14 protein-coding genes and 1 pseudogene are annotated in these 17,569 nt (G+C 72.4%); 8 read left to right on the top strand and 7 right to left on the bottom strand.

What is annotated here, in order from left to right; translation table 11 throughout:
- Positions 1–2 precede the first annotated feature (2 nt).
- On the bottom strand, positions 3–1,391 hold the full coding sequence (gene hemG / locus ACIBVP_RS12680; protein WP_396106211.1) for a protoporphyrinogen oxidase: 1,389 nt from the start codon (positions 1,389–1,391) through the stop codon (positions 3–5).
- Entirely contained in the window at positions 1,388–2,437 is a 1,050-nt protein-coding gene (hemE, locus tag ACIBVP_RS12675; protein ID WP_396106210.1) for a uroporphyrinogen decarboxylase, read from the bottom strand. Before hemE ends, hemG begins: the two co-directional genes overlap by 4 nt.
- 142 nt (positions 2,438–2,579) lie before the next feature.
- Between hemE and ACIBVP_RS12670 the strand changes: the two genes are divergently transcribed.
- Entirely contained in the window at positions 2,580–3,143 is a 564-nt protein-coding gene (locus ACIBVP_RS12670) for a DUF3000 domain-containing protein (RefSeq protein WP_396106209.1), read from the top strand.
- A gap of 36 nt (positions 3,144–3,179) precedes the next feature.
- Here ACIBVP_RS12670 and ACIBVP_RS12665 read toward each other — a convergent pair whose 3' ends face one another.
- Entirely contained in the window at positions 3,180–4,328 is a 1,149-nt protein-coding gene (locus tag ACIBVP_RS12665) for a dipeptidase (protein WP_396106207.1), read from the bottom strand.
- Between the two features lie 254 nt (positions 4,329–4,582).
- On the opposite strand from ACIBVP_RS12665, the gene ACIBVP_RS12660 reads away from it, so the two are divergent.
- From ACIBVP_RS12660 to ACIBVP_RS12645, 4 genes are all read left to right on the top strand, one after another.
- Complete coding sequence (locus tag ACIBVP_RS12660; protein WP_133902500.1) at positions 4,583–5,299, top strand: response regulator transcription factor; 717 nt, start codon at positions 4,583–4,585, stop codon at positions 5,297–5,299.
- 122 nt (positions 5,300–5,421) lie between these two features.
- Entirely contained in the window at positions 5,422–6,666 is a 1,245-nt protein-coding gene (locus ACIBVP_RS12655; protein WP_396106206.1) for an HRDC domain-containing protein, read from the top strand.
- An 18-nt stretch (positions 6,667–6,684) separates the two neighbouring features.
- On the top strand, positions 6,685–7,515 hold the full coding sequence (locus ACIBVP_RS12650) for a DUF72 domain-containing protein (protein ID WP_396106205.1): 831 nt from the start codon (positions 6,685–6,687) through the stop codon (positions 7,513–7,515).
- A gap of 7 nt (positions 7,516–7,522) precedes the next feature.
- Positions 7,523–8,584, top strand: coding sequence for an extracellular solute-binding protein (locus ACIBVP_RS12645; protein ID WP_396106204.1), 1,062 nt, complete (start codon positions 7,523–7,525; stop codon positions 8,582–8,584).
- Here ACIBVP_RS12645 and ACIBVP_RS12640 read toward each other — a convergent pair.
- Genes ACIBVP_RS12640 through ACIBVP_RS12630 form a run of 3 tightly spaced genes read right to left on the bottom strand, consistent with a single transcriptional unit; the run spans position 8,578 to position 11,565 of the window.
- Positions 8,578–9,705, bottom strand: coding sequence for a sensor histidine kinase (locus ACIBVP_RS12640; RefSeq protein ID WP_396106203.1), 1,128 nt, complete (start codon positions 9,703–9,705; stop codon positions 8,578–8,580). The genes ACIBVP_RS12645 and ACIBVP_RS12640 overlap by 7 nt on opposite strands.
- Positions 9,702–10,376 carry a response regulator transcription factor gene (locus ACIBVP_RS12635; protein WP_396106202.1) on the bottom strand — a complete coding sequence of 225 codons (675 nt, stop codon included), beginning with the start codon at positions 10,374–10,376 and terminating at the stop codon, positions 9,702–9,704. The genes ACIBVP_RS12640 and ACIBVP_RS12635 overlap by 4 nt, the downstream gene beginning before the upstream one ends.
- A 43-nt stretch (positions 10,377–10,419) precedes the next feature.
- Entirely contained in the window at positions 10,420–11,565 is a 1,146-nt protein-coding gene (locus ACIBVP_RS12630; RefSeq protein ID WP_396106201.1) for an acyl-CoA dehydrogenase family protein, read from the bottom strand.
- A 91-nt stretch (positions 11,566–11,656) separates the two neighbouring features.
- On the opposite strand from ACIBVP_RS12630, the gene ACIBVP_RS12625 reads away from it, so the two are divergent.
- The gene (locus ACIBVP_RS12625) at positions 11,657–12,316 is read left to right on the top strand and encodes a winged helix-turn-helix transcriptional regulator (protein WP_396106200.1); all 660 of its coding nucleotides are present in this window, start codon (positions 11,657–11,659) and stop codon (positions 12,314–12,316) included.
- A 250-nt stretch (positions 12,317–12,566) separates the two neighbouring features.
- On the opposite strand, the gene dxs is transcribed toward ACIBVP_RS12625, so the two are convergent.
- Positions 12,567–14,492: a 1-deoxy-D-xylulose-5-phosphate synthase gene (gene dxs / locus ACIBVP_RS12620; protein WP_396106199.1), complete on the bottom strand. Its 1,926-nt coding sequence runs from the start codon at positions 14,490–14,492 to the stop codon at positions 12,567–12,569.
- Positions 14,493–14,591: 99 nt separating this feature from the next.
- On the opposite strand from dxs, the gene ACIBVP_RS12615 reads away from it, so the two are divergent.
- Together ACIBVP_RS12615 and ACIBVP_RS12610 are read left to right on the top strand one after the other, a co-directional pair.
- Positions 14,592–15,887 carry a hypothetical protein gene (locus ACIBVP_RS12615; protein ID WP_396106198.1) on the top strand — a complete coding sequence of 432 codons (1,296 nt, stop codon included), beginning with the start codon at positions 14,592–14,594 and terminating at the stop codon, positions 15,885–15,887.
- A 50-nt stretch (positions 15,888–15,937) separates the two neighbouring features.
- Positions 15,938–17,569, top strand: a pseudogene (locus tag ACIBVP_RS12610) (hypothetical protein); the annotation flags it as partial.

Genomic DNA, 17,569 nt, shown 5'->3' with positions numbered 1-17,569 from the left:
CCTCATACTGCCAGGTGCGCGGCGATGCGTTCCGCTGCGGCGGTGGCCGCGTCCACGCAGGCCGGGACGCCGACCCCGCGGAACGAGGCGCCCGTCACAGCGAGCCCCGGGACGGCCTCGACCGCGCGCTCGATCTCGGCGACGGTCGCCGTGTGGCCGACGCCGTACTGCGGCAGCCCGCCGCCCCACTTGGTGACGGTCCAGGCGACCGGCTCGACGGCCGTACCGGTCAGCTCGGCCAGGTCGGTGAGCACGGCGGCCAGCAGCGCGTCCTCGTCGCGCTGGAGGGTGTGCTCCTCGCCGACACGGCCGACGGACGCCCGCAGCCGCACCCGGTCGCCGCCCCACTTGCGGGACGTGAACGTGAACGCCTTCGCCGTGAACGGGGTGCCGTCGCGGTGCTTCTCGCCCACGGCGAGCAGGACACCGCTCGCGTCGGGCAACTCGACGTCCGGGAGGACCATGCTGACGACCGCCATGGACCCGACCTCGATGCGCCCGTAGGCGGCGGAGGCGGCGGGAGCGACGTCGGCGAGCAGCTTCCGCGCGGCGGGCGGCGGAACGGCGAGCACGACGGCGTCGGCGTCGAGAAACTCCGGCCGCGGCGCGGACCCCACCTCGACCCGCCACGCGTGCTGAAGGGGTCCTTCGGTGCGTGCCAGGCGGCGGACCGTCGTGCCCAGCCGGATCTCCGCCTTCGACCGGTCCTCCAGCGCGGCGACCAGGGAGCGCATCCCGTCCGGCAGCGCGCCGAACACCGGCTTCCGGGGCGCGTCCGCGGCGGGCGCCAGCGAGTCGGCGGCCGCGGTCAGCGAGCCCGTCGCGTTCAGCGCGGACACCAGCGGGGCCATGGTGGCGCGCAGGCCCAGCCGGTCGGCCCGGCCAGCGTAGACGCCACCCAGCAGCGGCTCCACCAGGTGGTCCACCACCTCGCGGCCGAGCCGTGCCGAGAGCAGGGCACCGACCGACACGTCCTCGTCGGCGGCCAGCGACAGCGACGGCAGCGACGGCTCCGCCGCCACCCGCGCCACCGCGTCGGCCGACAGCACGTCCCGCACCGCGTCCGGTCCCGCCGGGACGCCGAGGAACGTCCGCCGAGGCAGCCCGGCGGTCGTCCCGCCGGCACGGATGGTCGCGGACGCGGACGTCGGGTGCACCACCGACAGCTCCAGCTCCTCGACGAGTCGCACCGCCGACGGGTTGCGCACCACGAACGCCTCGGCCCCGACGTCCGTCGGCACGCCGTCGAGGTCCACCGTCCGCAGCTTGCCGCCCAGCACGGGCGCCTGCTCCAGCACGGTCAGCCGCGCCGACGGCCCCAGCAGCTGCCGCAGCCGGTAGGCGGCCGTCAGCCCGGAGACGCCGCCGCCGACGATGACGACGACGGTCATGGTTCGAGGCTGTGCACCAGCTCGACGACCCGCGTCAGCACGTCCGGATCGGTCTCCGGGAGCACCCCGTGCCCGAGGTTGAAGATGTGCCCGGTCGCGGCCCTGCCCTCCGCGTGGATGCGCCGAACCTCGGCCTCCACCGTCGCGAAGTCCGCCAGCAGCAGCGCCGGGTCCAGGTTGCCCTGCAGCACCGTGCCCGGCAGCCTGCGCGCGGCCTCGTCGAGCGGCAGCCGCCAGTCGACGCCGACGACGTCCGCGCCCGCCTCCCGCATCGCGGGCAGCAGCTCGGACGTGCCGACCCCGAAGTGGATCCGCGGCACCCCGGCGTCCGCCAGCGAGCCCAGTACGGCGGTCGAGTGCGGCAGCACCAGCTCGCGGTAGTCGCGTTCCGACAGCGCGCCTGCCCACGAGTCGAACAGCTGCACCGCCTGCACACCGGCCGCGATCTGCGTCTTCAGGAACACCTGCGTGATGGTCGCCAGCTTGCCCAGCAGCGCGTGCCAGGTGGCCTTGTCGGAGTGCATGAGCGCCTTCGTGCGCTCGTGGTGACGGGAGGGCCCGCCCTCGATCAGGTAGGAGGCCAGCGTGAACGGCGCGCCGGCGAACCCGATCAGGGGCGTCGCGCCCAGCTCGTTGCGCAGCAGGCCGATGGCGCGGGCGACGGGCCGCAGCGCGTCCTCGGTCACGTCGGGCAGCGCGGCCACGTCCGCCGCCGTACGCACCGGCGAGGCGACGACGGGCCCGGTGCCGGGCACGATGTCCACGTCGATGCCCGCGGCGACGAGCGGCACCACGATGTCACTGAACAGGATCGCGGCGTCCACGCCGTGCCTGCGCACCGGCTGCATCGTGATCTCGCAGACCATCTCGGGGTTGAAGCACGCCTCGAGCATGGCCACGCCCTCGCGCAGCTTCCGGTACTCCGGCAGCGAGCGCCCCGCCTGCCGCATGAACCAGACCGGGGTGTGGCTGGGCTTCTCACCTGCGGCGGCCACCAGCAGCGGCGCGGTCTGCACGCGCTCAGGCGCGGTGGTATCCGGTGTCATGGATTCAGCGTGCCACGCGCCAATCGAACGACCTTGGGGGGTCCATGATCAAAACCCACCCACCGTCGGTGTGCACAAGTAGGCCGGCACACCGGCGCGCCGTGCCCACTCACTGACTCGGGTGGTCCTACAGTTACGAGTCGTGACCAGTACGTCGGGAGCACCCGAGCTGTTCACTCAGGCCGTCGCGGCCCTCAAGGGACTGCGACCGAGGCCCGAGTTGCAGCTCGGCGTCGTTCGCGCCCCGCAACGCCTCGCGCCGTGGGCGTACGCGTTCACCGCGGAGGTCACGGGCCCCGCGGACGAGCTGGCCACCGGCCGGCTGATCCTCCTGCACGACCCGGATGGGCAGGAGACGTGGGACGGTGTCCTGCGCGTCGTGACCTACGTCCGCGCCGAGCTGGACGCGGAGCTGGCGGCCGACCCGCTCCTGCCCGCCGTGGGCTGGTCGTGGCTGACGGACGCGCTCGCCGCGACCGGGGCCGAGTACCGCGCGCTCGGCGGCACCGTCACCGACACGTCGTCGGCCCGTTTCGGCGACATCGCGGGCCCGGCCAGGACGGACGACCTGGAACTGCGTGCCTCCTGGACCCCGGTGGACGCCAACCTCGCCCCGCACGGCGAGGCGTTCTTCGACCTCATGGCAAGCGTGGTCGGCCTCCCCCCGGTGGGCGTCACGATGTTCAGCCAGCGAAACGGCTCCTGACCCCCGGCGGAGCGAGCCGGGGGCCGGGGGCGGGGGTTACTGCTTGGTCGCGTAGGCCTCTGCTTCCGACAGGGCGCGTAGCGCGTTCTCACCTGCCAGCTTGGCGCAGTCCTCCTCGGTCCAGCCGCGGTCGAGCAGCGCCGCGATCAGGTTCGGGTACGTGCTCACGTCCTCCAGCCCGACCGGCAGCTCCGTCACGCCGTCGTAGTCGCCACCCAGCCCGATGTGGTCGATCCCCGCGACCTCCCTGGCGTGCTCGACGTGCGCGACCACCGCGTCGAGGCCGACCTTCGGTGGCTTCGGGCCGTCCCACGTCTTCAGGAACTCCTGCCGCTCCTCGAGGTCGGCGTGCTTGGCCCCGGCCGCCGCCATGGCCGCCCTGACGCCCCGGTCCCACTCGACCAGCTCCGGCGACACGAACGCGGGCACGAACGTGATCATGCAGACGCCGCCGTTGTCGCGCAGCCGCCGCAGTACGTCGTCCGGGACGTTCCTGGGGTGGTCGGCGATCGCCCGGCACGACGAGTGGCTGAAGATGACCGGCGCCTCGGCCACGTCGAGGGCGTCACGCATCGTGGTCGCGGCGACGTGGGAGAGGTCCACGAGCATGCCGATGCGGTTCATCTCGCGGACCACCTCGCGGCCGAAGTCGGACAGGCCGCCGACCGCCGGTTCGTCGGTCGCCGAGTCGGCCCACGGGGTGTTGTCGTTGTGGGTGAGCGTCATGTACCGGACCCCGAGGCGGTACAGCGCGCGGAGCACGCCGAGCGACTCGTTGATCGAATGGCCGCCCTCGGCGCCCAGGAACGAGGCGATGCGGCCGTCGGCGAAGGCCGTACGAGCCTCTTCGACCGTCCGGGCGATTCGCAGTTGCGACGGATATTGGGCGGCCAGCGTGTGCACCAGCTCCGCCTGTTGGACGACCGCCGTAACCGCAGAGTCACCACTGAGCCGGCACGGAACGTAAACACTCCAGAACTGGACACCGACCCCGCCCGCACGCAACCGGGGGAAGTCGGTGTGGAGCCGCGGCTGTGATTGCTCCAAATCCACCCCGAATGCAGCCGATCGGGTCTCGTCGACCTCCGGAAGTAGCCGCAACGCCCAAGGAAGGTCGTTGTGTCCATCGACCAACGGGGTGGTCTCGAGCATCTCCCGGGCACGTTCGATCGAAGCACCTAGCACTACCGCGACCTCGTTTCATCGAGTTGAGAGGCATAGACGTTACGTCACCAACCGGAAGTCACCCGATCGTGTTACATCTCCCCGCCAGAGTGATGTCTCGATTGGATAGATAACGAATTGATCATCCCGCTAACCCGCTTGGGGGGCTAGGCTGCGGACGTCGACACCACTTTCGGTCCAATGGCGGCGCGGCTGTTTGGCCGAAGGTCCCGGTGTAGGTCGGGGGGCACGACCGACTCCAGGGAGGTAGTGACGTGGCTGCCGTCGGCTTAGGTCAGGCCGCTCGAACCACGCCAGCCGGCGTACTGCCGGCGAACATGGTCCCGCATCCGCGGGAGGAGCTGTTCTCAGTACTGGTGGTCGATGACCATCCGTTACTAAGGGAGGCGATAGCTGCCCGGTTGACCCAGATGGGTGCGGGCACCGTCCACGAAGCCGCCACGGTGGCTGAGGCGAGGGCGCGAGCATTGGCCACCGGCCCGTGCGATCTCGCGATCCTCGATCTCGGTCTGCCCGATGGCAGCGGAATCGAGCTTGTCACCGAGCTGCGCGGCCATGGCTGGCCTCGCATCGTGGTGCTGGCTTCGTCCGACGACCCGTACGCCGTGCGTTCGGCCTTCCAGGCAGGGGCCCAGGCCTACCTGCTGAAGTCGGCCTCGCCGGTGGTCGTGACCGACGGGGTTCGTCGCGTACTCGAAGGCGGCGTCTACGCCGACCCGAGCGTCGCGCCGATCCTCGCCACGGGCACGCGGGTCCCCGGCACCGACAACACACCGCGTGAGCTCTCGGCACGCGAGGTGGAGGTGCTGCAGCTCGTCGCGGACGGGCAGTCCAACAAGGAGATCGGCGAGGGACTCAACCTGTCCGCACTGACGGTGAAGTCCCATCTTTCGCGGATCGGCAGGAAGTTGGGCACTGGTGACCGGGCACAGATGGTCGCGCTGGCCATGCGGGCCGGTGTGATCCGCTGAGCGAGGAACGTTTCGACCGGGCTCGCGAGGGCATTCGCGGGCCCGGCCGAAACGGTCACCTTGCGTGATCAACAGGTCGCTGCCTGCCGAAGTGTCACACCCGTCCCGTATGGTCATCGGCCGTGGAGGACACGGGGACGGGAACGACCGAGGAGGCACGGCCGGATCCGGTGCTGCTGAAACAACCAGCAGAGGGCACACCGGACGTCGTGGAGACGCCTCGCGCGCTGCGTGAGACATCGGACGCGCTGGCGGCCGGGCATGGCCCCATCGCGGTCGACACCGAACGGGCATCCGGCTACCGGTACTCCCAGCGCGCCTACCTCGTGCAGGTGCGCAGGGAGGGCGCTGGCACGGTCCTGGTCGATCCCGTCGCGCTCGACGACCGCATCGACCCGCTGATCGAGGCGCTGTCGGACACCGAGTGGGTGCTGCACGCCGCCTCCCAGGACCTCCCCTGTCTCGCCGAGCTGGGTCTCAAACCCGCCAAGCTGTTCGACACCGAGCTGGCCGGGCGGCTCGCCGGGTACGAGCGGGTCGCGCTCGGCACGCTCGTGGAGCTGCTGCTGGGCTACCGGCTGGAGAAGGGCCACGGCGCCGCCGACTGGTCCCGCCGTCCCCTGCCGCAGGACTGGCTCGACTACGCGGCACTGGACGTCGAGCTGCTGATCCAGCTGCGTGACGTGCTCGAACAGGACCTGCGCGACCAGGGCAAGCTGGCGTGGGCGCTCGAGGAGTTCGAGGCGCTGCGCACCGCTGCGCCCGCGCCGCCGCGTGCGGAACCGTGGCGGCGCACGTCCGGGATCCACCGCGTGCGGTCGGCACGCGGGCTCGCGGCCGTGCGCGCGTTGTGGGAGGCCCGCGACACCATCGCCCGCCAGCGGGACATCGCACCGGGCCGCGTGCTGCCGGACGCGTCGATCGTGCAGGCCGCGACCGTGCTGCCCACCGACGAGCAGGCGCTGCTGGAGCTGCCCGTGTTCAAGGGCCGGGCGCAGCGGCGGATCGTGGACGTGTGGGCCAGGGCCCTGCGGACCGCGGCGAAGCTGCCGAAGTCGGAGCTGCCCGACCCGTCCCCGCCGCACGAAGGCCCCCCGCCCGCCAACCGGTGGGGCGACCGCGACCCGGCGGCCGCCGCCCGGCTGGCCGCGGCACGGGCCCAGCTCACCGCGATCGCCGAGGCCAACACGTTGCCGGTCGAGAACCTGCTGCAGCCCGACCTGGTGCGGCGCACGTGCTGGCGGCCCCCGGAGGACCTGTCACCGGACTCGGTGGCGCAGGCGCTGCGGGCCGGCGGCGCCCGCGAGTGGCAGATCGGCCTGACGGCCGACGCGTTCTCGCAGGCGCTGAAGGACGCCGAGCAGTAGGCGACCGCCCCTGCCAGCATGAGAGGGGTGAGCGGCAGGGTCTGGATCGGCACGTCGGGGTGGCGGTACCGGAACTGGCGCGGCGAGTTCTACCCGGACGGGTTGCCACAGCGCCGGGAGCTGGAGTACCTCTCGCGGCGGCTCGGCTCGGTGGAGATCAACGGCTCGTTCTACTCGCTGCAGAAGCCGGAGTTCTACCGGCGCTGGCACGACGAGACGCCGCCGGAGTTCCTGTTCGCGGTCAAGGGCGGCCGGTTCGTCACCCACATGAAGCGGCTGCGGGACGTGGGGGTCCCGTTGGCGAACTTCTTCGCGAGCGGCGTGCTGGCGCTGGGCGACAAGCTGGGGCCGGTCCTGTGGCAGCTGCCGCCGACCGTCCCCTACGACCAGGACCTGCTCGCCGACTTCTTCGACCTGCTGCCCCGCGACACCGCGGCCGCCGCGGTGCTGGCCGCCGCACACGACGAGCGGCTGACGGGCCGGGCGCTGACCGAAGCACCCGTCGAACGCCCGGTCCGGCACGCGCTGGAGGTGCGGCACCCGAGCTTCGTCGACCCGACGCTGCCGGGCTTCCTGCGTGGCCACGGGATCGGCCTGGTGACGGCGTCCGCGGCGCGGGACTGGCCGTACCTGGAGGACGTGACGGCCGACTTCGTGTACGTGCGGCTCCACGGCGAGACGGAGCTGTACGCGAGCGGCTACACCGACGAGGAGCTGGACCGCTGGGCGGCGCGGATCGACGGCTGGACCGCCGCCGGGTTCGACGTCCACGCGTATTTCGACAACGACATGAAGGTGCGGGCACCGTTTGATGCCATGGGGCTCCTGGAGCGCCTCGGCGTGAGATAACTGGGGCGTGCGTGGATCTCTCGTGGGGCTCGGCGCCGCCGTCGTGGTCGCGGCCGCGGCGGTGGTGGTGCCCCTGACCGTCATGGAGCCGTCGGTGGCGGGGTCGCCGGTCGCGGCCGACGTCCCGCCGGTCACGACGCCCTCCCCCGCCGAGCCACCCGCCGAACCGGCGTGCGCCGGTGAGCTGGTGGGCAGCGGCTCGTCGCTCGCGCGCAACGCGGTGGCCGATGTGGCGGCTGCCCTCGAACGAGCCTGCCCGGACTCGGTGGTGGACTACGCGCCCGTCGGCTCTGGCGGCGGGTTGCAGCAGTTCACGAGCGGTGCGACGGGTTTCGCGGTGGTCGACCGGCCGCTGGCGGAGTCCGAGATGCCCGCGGTCCGCGCACGCTGCGAGGCGCAGGCCTACCCGTTCGTCGCCCACCCCGTGATGGTCCGGTACCACGTGGCGGGTGTCGGCGACCTGAACCTGGACGCCCCGACGCTCACGAAGATCTTCGGCGGCGCCATCACCACGTGGAACGACCCCGCGATCGTCGAGCAGAACCCCGACACGGCGCTCAGCGCCCGGCCCATCGTCGTCGTCGGCCGCGGCGACGAGTCGGCCACGACGGCCGCGTTCCAGCAGTACCTCGCGACGGCGGGCGGCTGGACGAGCGGCGCGGGCACCACGTTCACCGGCAAGGCGACCCAGACCGCGCAGGGCGACAGCGGCATGCTGGCCATGATCGAGAACACCGAGGGCGCGATCGGCTACCTGACCGCCGCGGAAGGCACCCGGTCGCAGGTGCTGCGGATCGGGGGCGTCGCACCGGAACCCGACGCCGTGGCCACGACGATCACCTCGGCGCTGCCCGGCGGTGGGCTGGCGCTCGACCCCGCCGACGTGTACGGCGCCGACCCGGCGACCGGGGCGTACCCGCTGGTGATCGTGAGCTACGCGGTGACCTGCGACGACGACGCGGCGGCCCGCGACTTCCTGCTGGCGTCGCTGACCGTCCGGGACGGCGGCAGCGGGTACGTGTTCCCCGCCGACGAGTGGGCCGACCGGCTGGTGGCCGCCCTTCAGTGAGCGGCGGGCAGGTGGACGGTCACCGTGAGGCCACCGCCCGGCACGGCCTCCGCGGCGACCGTGCCGTGGTGGGCCCGCACGACCGCCCGCACGATCGCCAGGCCCAGCCCCGTGCCCGAGTGGGCCGTGCGGTCCACGCCGCCACGGCGGAACGACTCGAACAGCTCCTCCACCCGTTCCGGGTCGACCGCGGTGCCCGACGACGACACCCGCAGCACGACCCAGCTCGGGCCCGCCGCCGTCTGGACGTCCAGCCAGCCGCCGTCCACGTTGTGCCGCACGGCGTTCTCTAGGAGGTTGCCCGCCACGCGTTCCAGCAGCGCCGGGTCACCGGCGGACGGGGCCGGTGCGCAGGAGAACGACGTGCGCAGGTGACGCTGTTCGGCCTCGCTCCGCACGGCCTGCCACGCGCTGCCCACGACGGTCGTGAGGTCGACGCGTTCGACGGGGCCCAGGCCCATGCCGTCGGTGCGGGCGAGCAGCAGCAGCGCGTCGACGAGCTGCCCGGCGCGCAGGGTCGCGTCGCGGACCACGCCCGCCATGCGGCGCAGCTCGTCGGCGTCCGCGTTCGGGTCGGACAGGGTCACGTCCAGCTCGGTGCGGATCACCGACAGCGGGGTGCGCAGCTCGTGGGAGGCGTTGGCGACGAACTGGCGTTGCGCGGAGAACGTGGCCTGGAGCCGGTCGAGCATGGCGTCGAACGTGTCGGCCAGCTCGGCGACCTCGTCCCGGGGGCCGCGCAGCGCGATCCGCTCGCCGAGCGACTCGGCCGACAGGCGGCGGGCGGTGCCGGTGACGTCCCGCAGCGGTTTGAGGACGCGGCCGGTGAGCGTCCACGCGAGCAGCGCGGTCGCCCCGACCACGCACACGAACGCGATCGATCCGCCCACCAGCAGCCGGAAGCGGGCGGTGTCGCGGAGCACCTCGTTGAGGTCCTCGGCCTTCACCCGGGTGCCGCCGACGACGACGGTCGTGCCGTCCGGCAGCGACGGCGCGTTGGCGGAGTCGCCCGCGAGGATCCAGGCGAGCCACAGCAGCAGCGCCGCGACGACCGCGACCAGCCCGGTGGCGAGGAGCGTGATCCTGGCGCGCAGGCCAGGACCCCGCCGTATGTCGGTCACTCCACCCGGCTCGCCGTCGGCACCCGGTAGCCGGAGCCGACCACCGTGTCGATGATGCCCGGCTCACCGAGCTTCTTGCGCAGGGTCATCACGGTCACGCGCACGGTCGTGGTGAACGGGTCGGCGTGCTCGTCCCACACCCGTTCGAGCAGCTCCTCGCTGGACACCACCGACCCGCTCGCGGCGAGCAGCACCTCCAGCACGCCGAACTCCTTGCGGGTCAGCTCCACCTGGGTGCCGCCGCGCGTCACGGTGCGGCGGGCCGGGTCCAGCTCGACGTCACCCGCGCGCAGCACCGGCGGCGTCACCGGGGTGGAGCGCCGGGCGAGCGCCCGCACCCGCGCGACCAGCTCGTCGAACGCGAACGGCTTGGCCAGGTAGTCGTCGGCGCCGAGGGACAGCCCCTCGACCCGGTCGGCGACCGAGCCGCTGGCGGTCAGCATGATCACCCTGGTCAACGCCCCGGAGGCGACGATCTCGCGGCACAGCTCGTCCCCGGACATGCCGGGCAGGTCACGGTCGAGCACCACGACGTCGTACCGCGTGACCGTGGACTTCTCATGGCCCTCGTCGCCGTCCAGGGCGACGTCCACGGCCATGCCTTCACGACGAAGCCCCCTGGCGATGGCGTCGGCCAGGGGTTCCTCGTCCTCGACGATCAGAATCCGCACGCTACAAAGGTGCCACAACTCGGCGTGACGATGTCGCGAACCCTCACTCCGCCACGCCCGGGTCGCCCAGCGCGACCTTGCCCGCGTAGGTGAGCGTGGCCTCCGGGGTGAGCGGGTGGAACGTGCCCGCGCGGACGTCCCGGTAGGCGCGTTCCATGCCGGAGCGGCGGAAGAACGACCGGCCACCCATCACGTCCATCGCGAGGTCGACGACCTCGATGGCCGACAGGACCGCCTGCCGCTTCGCCAGCATGACCATCGCGAGCGTCTGTGCGTCGGCCTCGTAGTCGTCGCCCAGGTCGTCCAGCGCGCCAATCAGGGACCACCACGACGTGCGCAGCTTCGCGTCCATCAGGCCGACCTGCCGGTGCACGCGGGGCAGCGCGGTCAACGGCATGGGGCCGCGGTTGCCGGTCAGCGACCGCACGGCCCGGTCCCGTGCGCCGACGGCGATGCCGTGGTAGGTCGCGCCGCCGACGGGTGCGAAGTGGACGGTCGCGGCGAGCAGCGGCGCGCCCAGCTCGCCGTACGGCCTGCGGCCCGCGATCTTGTCGGCGGGCACGAACACGTCCTCCATCACCACGTCGTGGCTGGCGGTGCCGCGCATGCCGAGGGTGTCCCAGGTTTCCTCGATCCGGACGCCCGCCGCGGCGAACGGGACGGAGAAGTGCAGCACCTGTGCGTCCTCGCCCGGTTCGCCGAGCACGGCACAGGTGGCGACGACCGTCGCGCTCGGCGACTGGCTGCAGAACACCTTGCGGCCGGTGACCAGGAACCCGCCGTCGACCGGTACTGCTCTGGTGGTGGGCCACAGCCAGTCCGACCCGCCGCTCGTGGCGATCACGATGCCTTCCTCGGCGATGCGTCTCAGCACGGCGGCCGCGTCGGGGGCGCCCTTGCGGTAGCGGTAAACCTGCACGAGCGTCAGGTACTGGTGCATGGCGACGGACAGCGCGGTGGCCCCGTCGTGGCGGGCCAGCTCGCGTTGGGCGTGGCAGACGTCGCGCATCGACGCGCCCAGCCCGCCCAGCTCGGTGGGCACGGCCAGCCTCAGGTAGCCGTGCTCGCGCATGGCGTCGTAGGCCTCGGTGACGAACGTGGCGTCCCGGTCGTGGTCGGCGGCGTGTTCCTCGGCGACCGCGCCGATCCGTGCGGCGAGGTCGGTGAAGTCCAAAGTGGTGGTAGTCATGCCGCCGACGCTAGGAACGGGCGCGGCCCGCGAGTAGTGCAGAAACTGAACCACGCCCGTAACGGTCGCGGCGCTGCCGCGACGACAGGACATGAGGACCTACGCGCAGTACTGCCCGATCGTGCGGGCCGTCGAGGTGCTCGGCGACCGGTGGACGCTGCTGATCGTGCGGGACATGCTGATCGGCGCGACCCGTTTCAACGAGCTGTCCCGCGGCCTGCCCGGGCTGTCCCGCGCGCTGCTGTCGCGGCGGTTGCGACAGCTGGTCAGCGCGGGCCTGGTGAGCCGCACCGCCGACGGCTACGCGCTGACCCGGGCGGGCGCGGACCTGCGCCCACTGGTGTTCGGGCTCGCGGACTGGGGCGCCCGGTACGCGTTCGGCGACCCGCAGCCCGAGGAGCTGGACCCCGAGCTGCTGATGTGGTGGATGCACGGCCGCATCGACACCAGCGCCCTGTCGAAGCGGGCCGTGATCCAGGTCGACATCGCCGACCGTCGCCGCAGGTACTGGCTCGTGCTCGAACCGGGCGACGCGTCGGTCTGCTACACCGACCCCGGCTTCGACATCGACGCCGTCCTGGTCGCCGACCTGCCGACCCTGTACCGCATGTGGGAGGGCGAGATCGAGTTCCGGCAGGCCCTCCGCTCGGGCGCCATCGACCTCACGGGCGCCCGCTGGATCGTGCGCGGCCTCCCGGAATGGCTGCAGCTGAGCCCGGTCGCCCCGATCGTTCGCGCGACCCGGGCGTAGCCCGGCAATGCCATGAAAGACGCTTTCGGGACGTTGAGCCTGGATCCACCGGTGGTCAACCTGGTTGTTCCGGACCTGCGGCAAGCGCGGCCTGGTCAGGCCCGCTTCGCAGAGCCGGGCAGGCCACCCATCCATGCCAAACCACAACACGCCAAAATCGTGAGGCCCCCTCCCCGAGATCAGCCCGTCCGGCGAGGACCCCCCGGAGGGAAACCACCTCGTACACAACCGAGCATGATCATCGGCGGATTCATGGCGTTGCTGCCGGGGTGGGGGTGGCGTCCGTGCGGGTGGCGATCCACTCCGTGACCCGGCGCGCCACCTGCTGTGCGCTCATGCCGAGCCGCACCAGGACCTCGTTGCGCGTCCCCTGTGCGTGGAACTCCTGCGGCAGCCCGAGGTCGCGCAGCGGCACGTCGACGTCCGCGTCGCGCAGGGCTGCCGCCAGGGCCCAGCCGAAGCCGCCGTGCCTGCCGCTGTCCTCGACCGTGACCACGAGCCGGTGCTCGGCGGCCAGCGACACCAGGTCCGACGGCACCGGGGTCACCCAGCGCGGGTCGACGACCGTCACGCCGATGCCCTGGTCGGCCAGCCGGTCCGCGGCCGCCATGCCCAGCTCGGCCAGCGCGCCGACCGTCACCAGCAGCACGTCGTTCGTCTCCTGGCGGCCGGGGCGGCGCAGCACGTCGACCACGCCCCGCCGCTCGATCGCGGCGACCTCACCGCCGACCGACGCCTTCGGGAAACGCAGCGCGGTCGGGCCGTCCTTCACGGCGACCGCCTCGTTCAGCTCCTCCCGCAACGTCACCGCGTCGCGGGGCGCGGCGACCCGGATGCCCGGCACGACACCGAGGATCGACAGGTCCCACATGCCGTGGTGACTCGCGCCGTCCGGGCCGGTGACGCCGGCGCGGTCGAGGATCAGCGTGACCGGCAGCTTGTGCAGCGCCACGTCCATCAGCAGCTGGTCGAACGCGCGGTTGAGGAACGTCGAGTAGATCGCGACCACCGGGTGCAGCCCGGCCATCGCCATGCCCGCCGCCGACGTGACCGCGTGCTGCTCGGCGATGCCGACGTCGAACCAGCGGTCCGGGTACGCCTCGGCGAACTTCGCGAGGCCCGTCGACCGCAGCATCGCCGCCGTGATCGCCACGACGTCGGGCCGCGACTCGCCGATGCGGGCCAGCTCGTCGGCGAACACCGAGGTCCACGACGCCGCGCCCTTGGCGGTGGTGAGCTTGCCGGTGACCGGGTCGATCGGGTCGGTCTGGTGCATCTGGTCCACCTCGTCGTTCTCGGCGAGGGGGTAGCCGCGGCCCTTGCAGGTCGCGACGTGGACGATCACCGGGCCGCCGAACTCCTTCGCGCGGCGCAGCGCGGCGTCGAGCGCGGCGAAGTCGTGCCCGTCGACCGGGCCGAAGTACTTGAGGCCGAGGTCCTCGAACATGATCTGGGGGCTGATCGCGTCCTTGATGCCGCGCTTGGCCGCGTGCAGCGCCGCGTACAGGGGCTTGCCGACGACCGGCGTGCCCTGCAGCATCCGCTTGCCCGCTTCGAGGGACCGTTCGTAGCCGGGCGAGAGCCGCAGCGACGCGAGGTGGTCGGCGAGGCCGCCGATGGTCGGCGAGTAGGAGCGGCCGTTGTCGTTGACGATGACGACCATCGGCCGGTTCCTGCCCGCCGCGATGTTGTTGAGCGCCTCCCAGCACATGCCGCCGGTCAGCGCGCCGTCCCCGACGATCGCGACCACACAGCGCTTCTCGCCACGCAGCTCGAACGCCTTCGCGAGACCGTCGGCGTAGGAGAGGGCGGAGGAGGCGTGGCTGCTCTCCACGAAGTCGTGCTCGCTCTCGGCACGGCTCGGGTAGCCGGAGAGGCCCTCGACCTTCCGCAGCCGGTCGAAGCCCTCCTGACGGCCGGTGAGGATCTTGTGCACGTAGGCCTGGTGGCCGACGTCCCAGATCACCGGGTCGTCCGGCGAGTCGAACACGCGGTGGATCGCCATGGTCAGCTCCACCACGCCCAGGTTCGGGCCGAGGTGACCACCCGTGGTCGTCACCTTGTCGACGAGGAACTCGCGGATCTCCGTCGCGAGCCTCGGCAACTGCTCTCCTGACAGCCTTTTCAGGTCCGCCGGGCCGTGCACCGTGCCGAGCAGGGAATCCTCGTCGGTCACCGCTGGTCACCTCGGTTTCTCAGATCGCGGGACGTCGGGCGGGTCCCCGCCAGTCTACGAGCGCACCCGGAGAACCCGCCCGGCCCTACACTCGGGCGGGTGCCAGTCGCATTCGACACCGCCGGCATGGAGCGACACGACGAGCGGACCTGGTTCGACCCGCGAACCGGAGACCAAGTCAGTCTCACCTACATCGGCATGGTGCCCGACATCCCCGCGCCGTTCGACGACCTCCCCCTGCTGCGCAGAAAGCTGGCCGAGGAGACAGCCGAGTCCGGTTCGATCATCGAGGCGCACGTGGTGCGGCTCGGTGGGGTGCCTGCGCTCTTCCAGCTCATCAAGCTGCCGATACCGGGGCAGGACACCGGGCTGGCGTTCATCGCCGCGTTCACCGTGCCGAGGGCGAACTGCAGCGCCGTGCTGCGGATCCAGTGCGCGGAGGGGCAGATGACGGGGGTGCGCGAGTCGACGGTCGCCGCTCAGGTCGGGTTCGACAAGTGCTTCCCGCCACACCCGTACGCCCCGGAGGTGCGCGGGCAGCTGCCGTACAACGTCGCCGACGAGGCCGGCTGGGACCAGCAGTTCCCCGACCACCCGTTGACCAGGGCACGAGCGTGGGCGCACCGCATGGTCGCCACCGCGCGGGTGGACCCGCAGTTCGCGGCGCTGCCCGCGTTCGAGGCCGCCGCGCCGCCACCGGCTCCCGAGCCGGCGCCCCCGGTCGAGGAGGGTGACGTCCTGCACACGGTGCTCGTCGGTCTCCCGTTGGCGGGTTACCTGCCGCTGTGGCGGGAGGACGGGGTCACGTACTGGCGGATGAGCGACCCGGACGCCGTCCGTGCCCGGCTCGGCACCGGCGTCGAGTCCCGCTCGGAGATCGACTCGCGCCGGTTCCGCGAGGCGGCGATGTTCAGCCCGTCCCGCGGCACGCTGTTCCTGATGGACCGCTACCGCGACGAGACCGGTCACCTGGGCGGCACCAGCACGCAGCTCCTCCCGGCGACGGAGGAGGAGGCGTTCGCGGCGGTCGACGACAAGGCACTGTCCGAGCTGTACACGTGGCTGGGCGAGGTGGTGCTGGCGTCGGTGCGCCGGGGCGAGTTCGTGGCGGTCGAGTCCGGCGGCTGGCAGGTGCCGATGACCCCGGTGCTCCTGATGATGCTGCGGACCGACGGCCGCGAGTGGCATTCGGTGGTGGAGGCGTCCCCGGTGCCCGCCGGCGCGCCGGTGTGGCGCGACCAGCAGCCGGTGGAGGGCAAGACCCAGGTGCTGGCCAGCCCGGCGACGGACCAGACGGTGCGCGCGTCGGGGTTGTTGACGAGGTTCGCGGTGGCGGCGTGGGGCGCGCACCCGTTCCGGTTGGGACTGTCGTTCGGTCCGAACCCGACATTGTGATTCGGTAAGGTCAGAGCTCACGTTCGGCACAAGAGGGTGGGGATCGAGCAGTGACCGAGCCGCAGCCGGTGATGGCGCAGGCGGAGCAGGACCAGCTGACCAGGAAGGTGGGCCGGTCCCTACTGACCGTCGCCGGGGACGGCTGGCAGCGCGTCAGGGCCGAGTACCGGTCCGCGGGCCGCCACATCGAGGTCGACGTCTTCGTGACCGGCCCCGACGGCGTCGAGAAGCCGGTCCGCCCGCCACAGGAGGTCGTCGAGGGGCTCGGGCGGCTGCGCCAGGGCATGTACCGGCCGGGCCGCGGGACGTGGCTGTCGGCGCTCTACCTACTGGAGCCGCCGAGCTCGTTCAGCGCCGAGTTCGAGCCGGACGTAGAGCCGCACTGGCGGCGCGTGCCCCCACCGATCGGGTTCGCCGACGAACTGAAGTTCTTCCCGCGCGCGGACGAGAACATCCCGGAGTGGTTCCGCCAGCGCGCCGGTCTCCCCCCGCTCCAGCCCGAGGGCACGCCCGACCCGACGCCACCACGAGGCGTCACCCCACCACCGGGCAGCGAAGCCCACGGAGGGCAGCCCACACCGCCACCGGGCACGCCCCACGTCGGCCAGCCAGCGCCGAGGCAGCAGGGCAACGCCCAGCACACCGGCGAGCCCTCACCGGCACGGGGCATCCCCGGCAACCCGCCCGACCAGCCCGGGACGCCATTCGGCCACCGTCAGGCAGAGCCAACCCCACCACCGGGCATCCCGGCCACTCACTTAGGCAGCCAGCACTCCGCCGAACCCACCCCACCGCCCGGCATCCCGGCCACTCCCTACGGCAGCCAACACCCGGGCCAACCCACCCCACCACCGGGCAACCCCGCCACTCCCTATGGCAGCCAACAGCCCGGCGAACCCACCCCACCACCCGGCATCCCGGCCACCCCCTATGGCAGCCAACAGCCCGGCGAACCCACCCCACCACCCGGCATCCCGGCCACCCCCTACAGGAGCCAACAGCCGGGCGAACCCACTCCACCGCCTGGCATCCCGGCCACTCCCTACGGAAGCCAGCACTCCGGCGAACCGCCGCCACCTGGCACCCCCGCCACTCCCTACGGAAGCCAGCAATTCGACGGCCAGACGCAAACACCGGGCATCCCGGCCACTCCCTTCGACGGCCGACAGCCCGGCGAACCGTCGCCACCGCACGGAATCCCGTCAGGTAGCCAATGGCCGGGCGAACCCACCCCGCCACCTGGCATCCCGGCCACCCCCTACGGCAGCCAACAGCCGGGCGAACCCACTCGACCTCCGGGCAACCCCGCCACCCCCTTCGGCGGGCAACAGCCCGGCGAACCCACGCCACCACCTGGCATCCCGGCGACTCCCTTCGGCGGGCAACAGCCCGGCGAACCCACCCCGCCACCGGGCATCCCGGCCACCCCCTACGGCAGCCAACAGCCGGGCGAACCCACTCGACCTCCGGGCAACCCCGCCACCCCCTATGGCAGCCAGCACTCCGCCGAGCCCACTCCACCGCCCGGCGTCACTCCCTACGGCGGGCAACAGCCCGGCGAACCCACCCCGCCACCGGGCATCCCGGCCACCCCCTATGGCAGCCAGCACTCCGCCGAGCCCACTCCACCGCCCGGCGTCACTCCCTACGGCGGGCAACAGCCCGGCGAACCCACCCCGCCC

It is taken from the genome of Actinophytocola sp. NPDC049390, from assembly GCF_044466355.1.
GTDB lineage: Bacteria > Actinomycetota > Actinomycetes > Mycobacteriales > Pseudonocardiaceae > Actinophytocola.
Note: the sequence above shows the minus strand (reverse complement) of the source record. Positions and strands in the feature narration are given on the sequence as shown.

What these genes read in the sequence shown, in the direction of transcription:
- ACIBVP_RS12625 (WP_396106200.1), top strand. Translation starts at nt 11,657, where the DNA reads ATGAGGACCTACGCGCAGTACTGCCCGATCGTGCGGGCCGTCGAGGTG.
- ACIBVP_RS12650 (WP_396106205.1), top strand. Translation starts at nt 6,685, where the DNA reads ATGAGAGGGGTGAGCGGCAGGGTCTGGATCGGCACGTCGGGGTGGCGG.
- hemG (WP_396106211.1), bottom strand. Translation starts at nt 1,391, where the DNA reads ATGACCGTCGTCGTCATCGTCGGCGGCGGCGTCTCCGGGCTGACGGCC.
- ACIBVP_RS12630 (WP_396106201.1), bottom strand. Translation starts at nt 11,565, where the DNA reads ATGACTACCACCACTTTGGACTTCACCGACCTCGCCGCACGGATCGGC.
- hemE (WP_396106210.1), bottom strand. Translation starts at nt 2,437, where the DNA reads ATGACACCGGATACCACCGCGCCTGAGCGCGTGCAGACCGCGCCGCTG.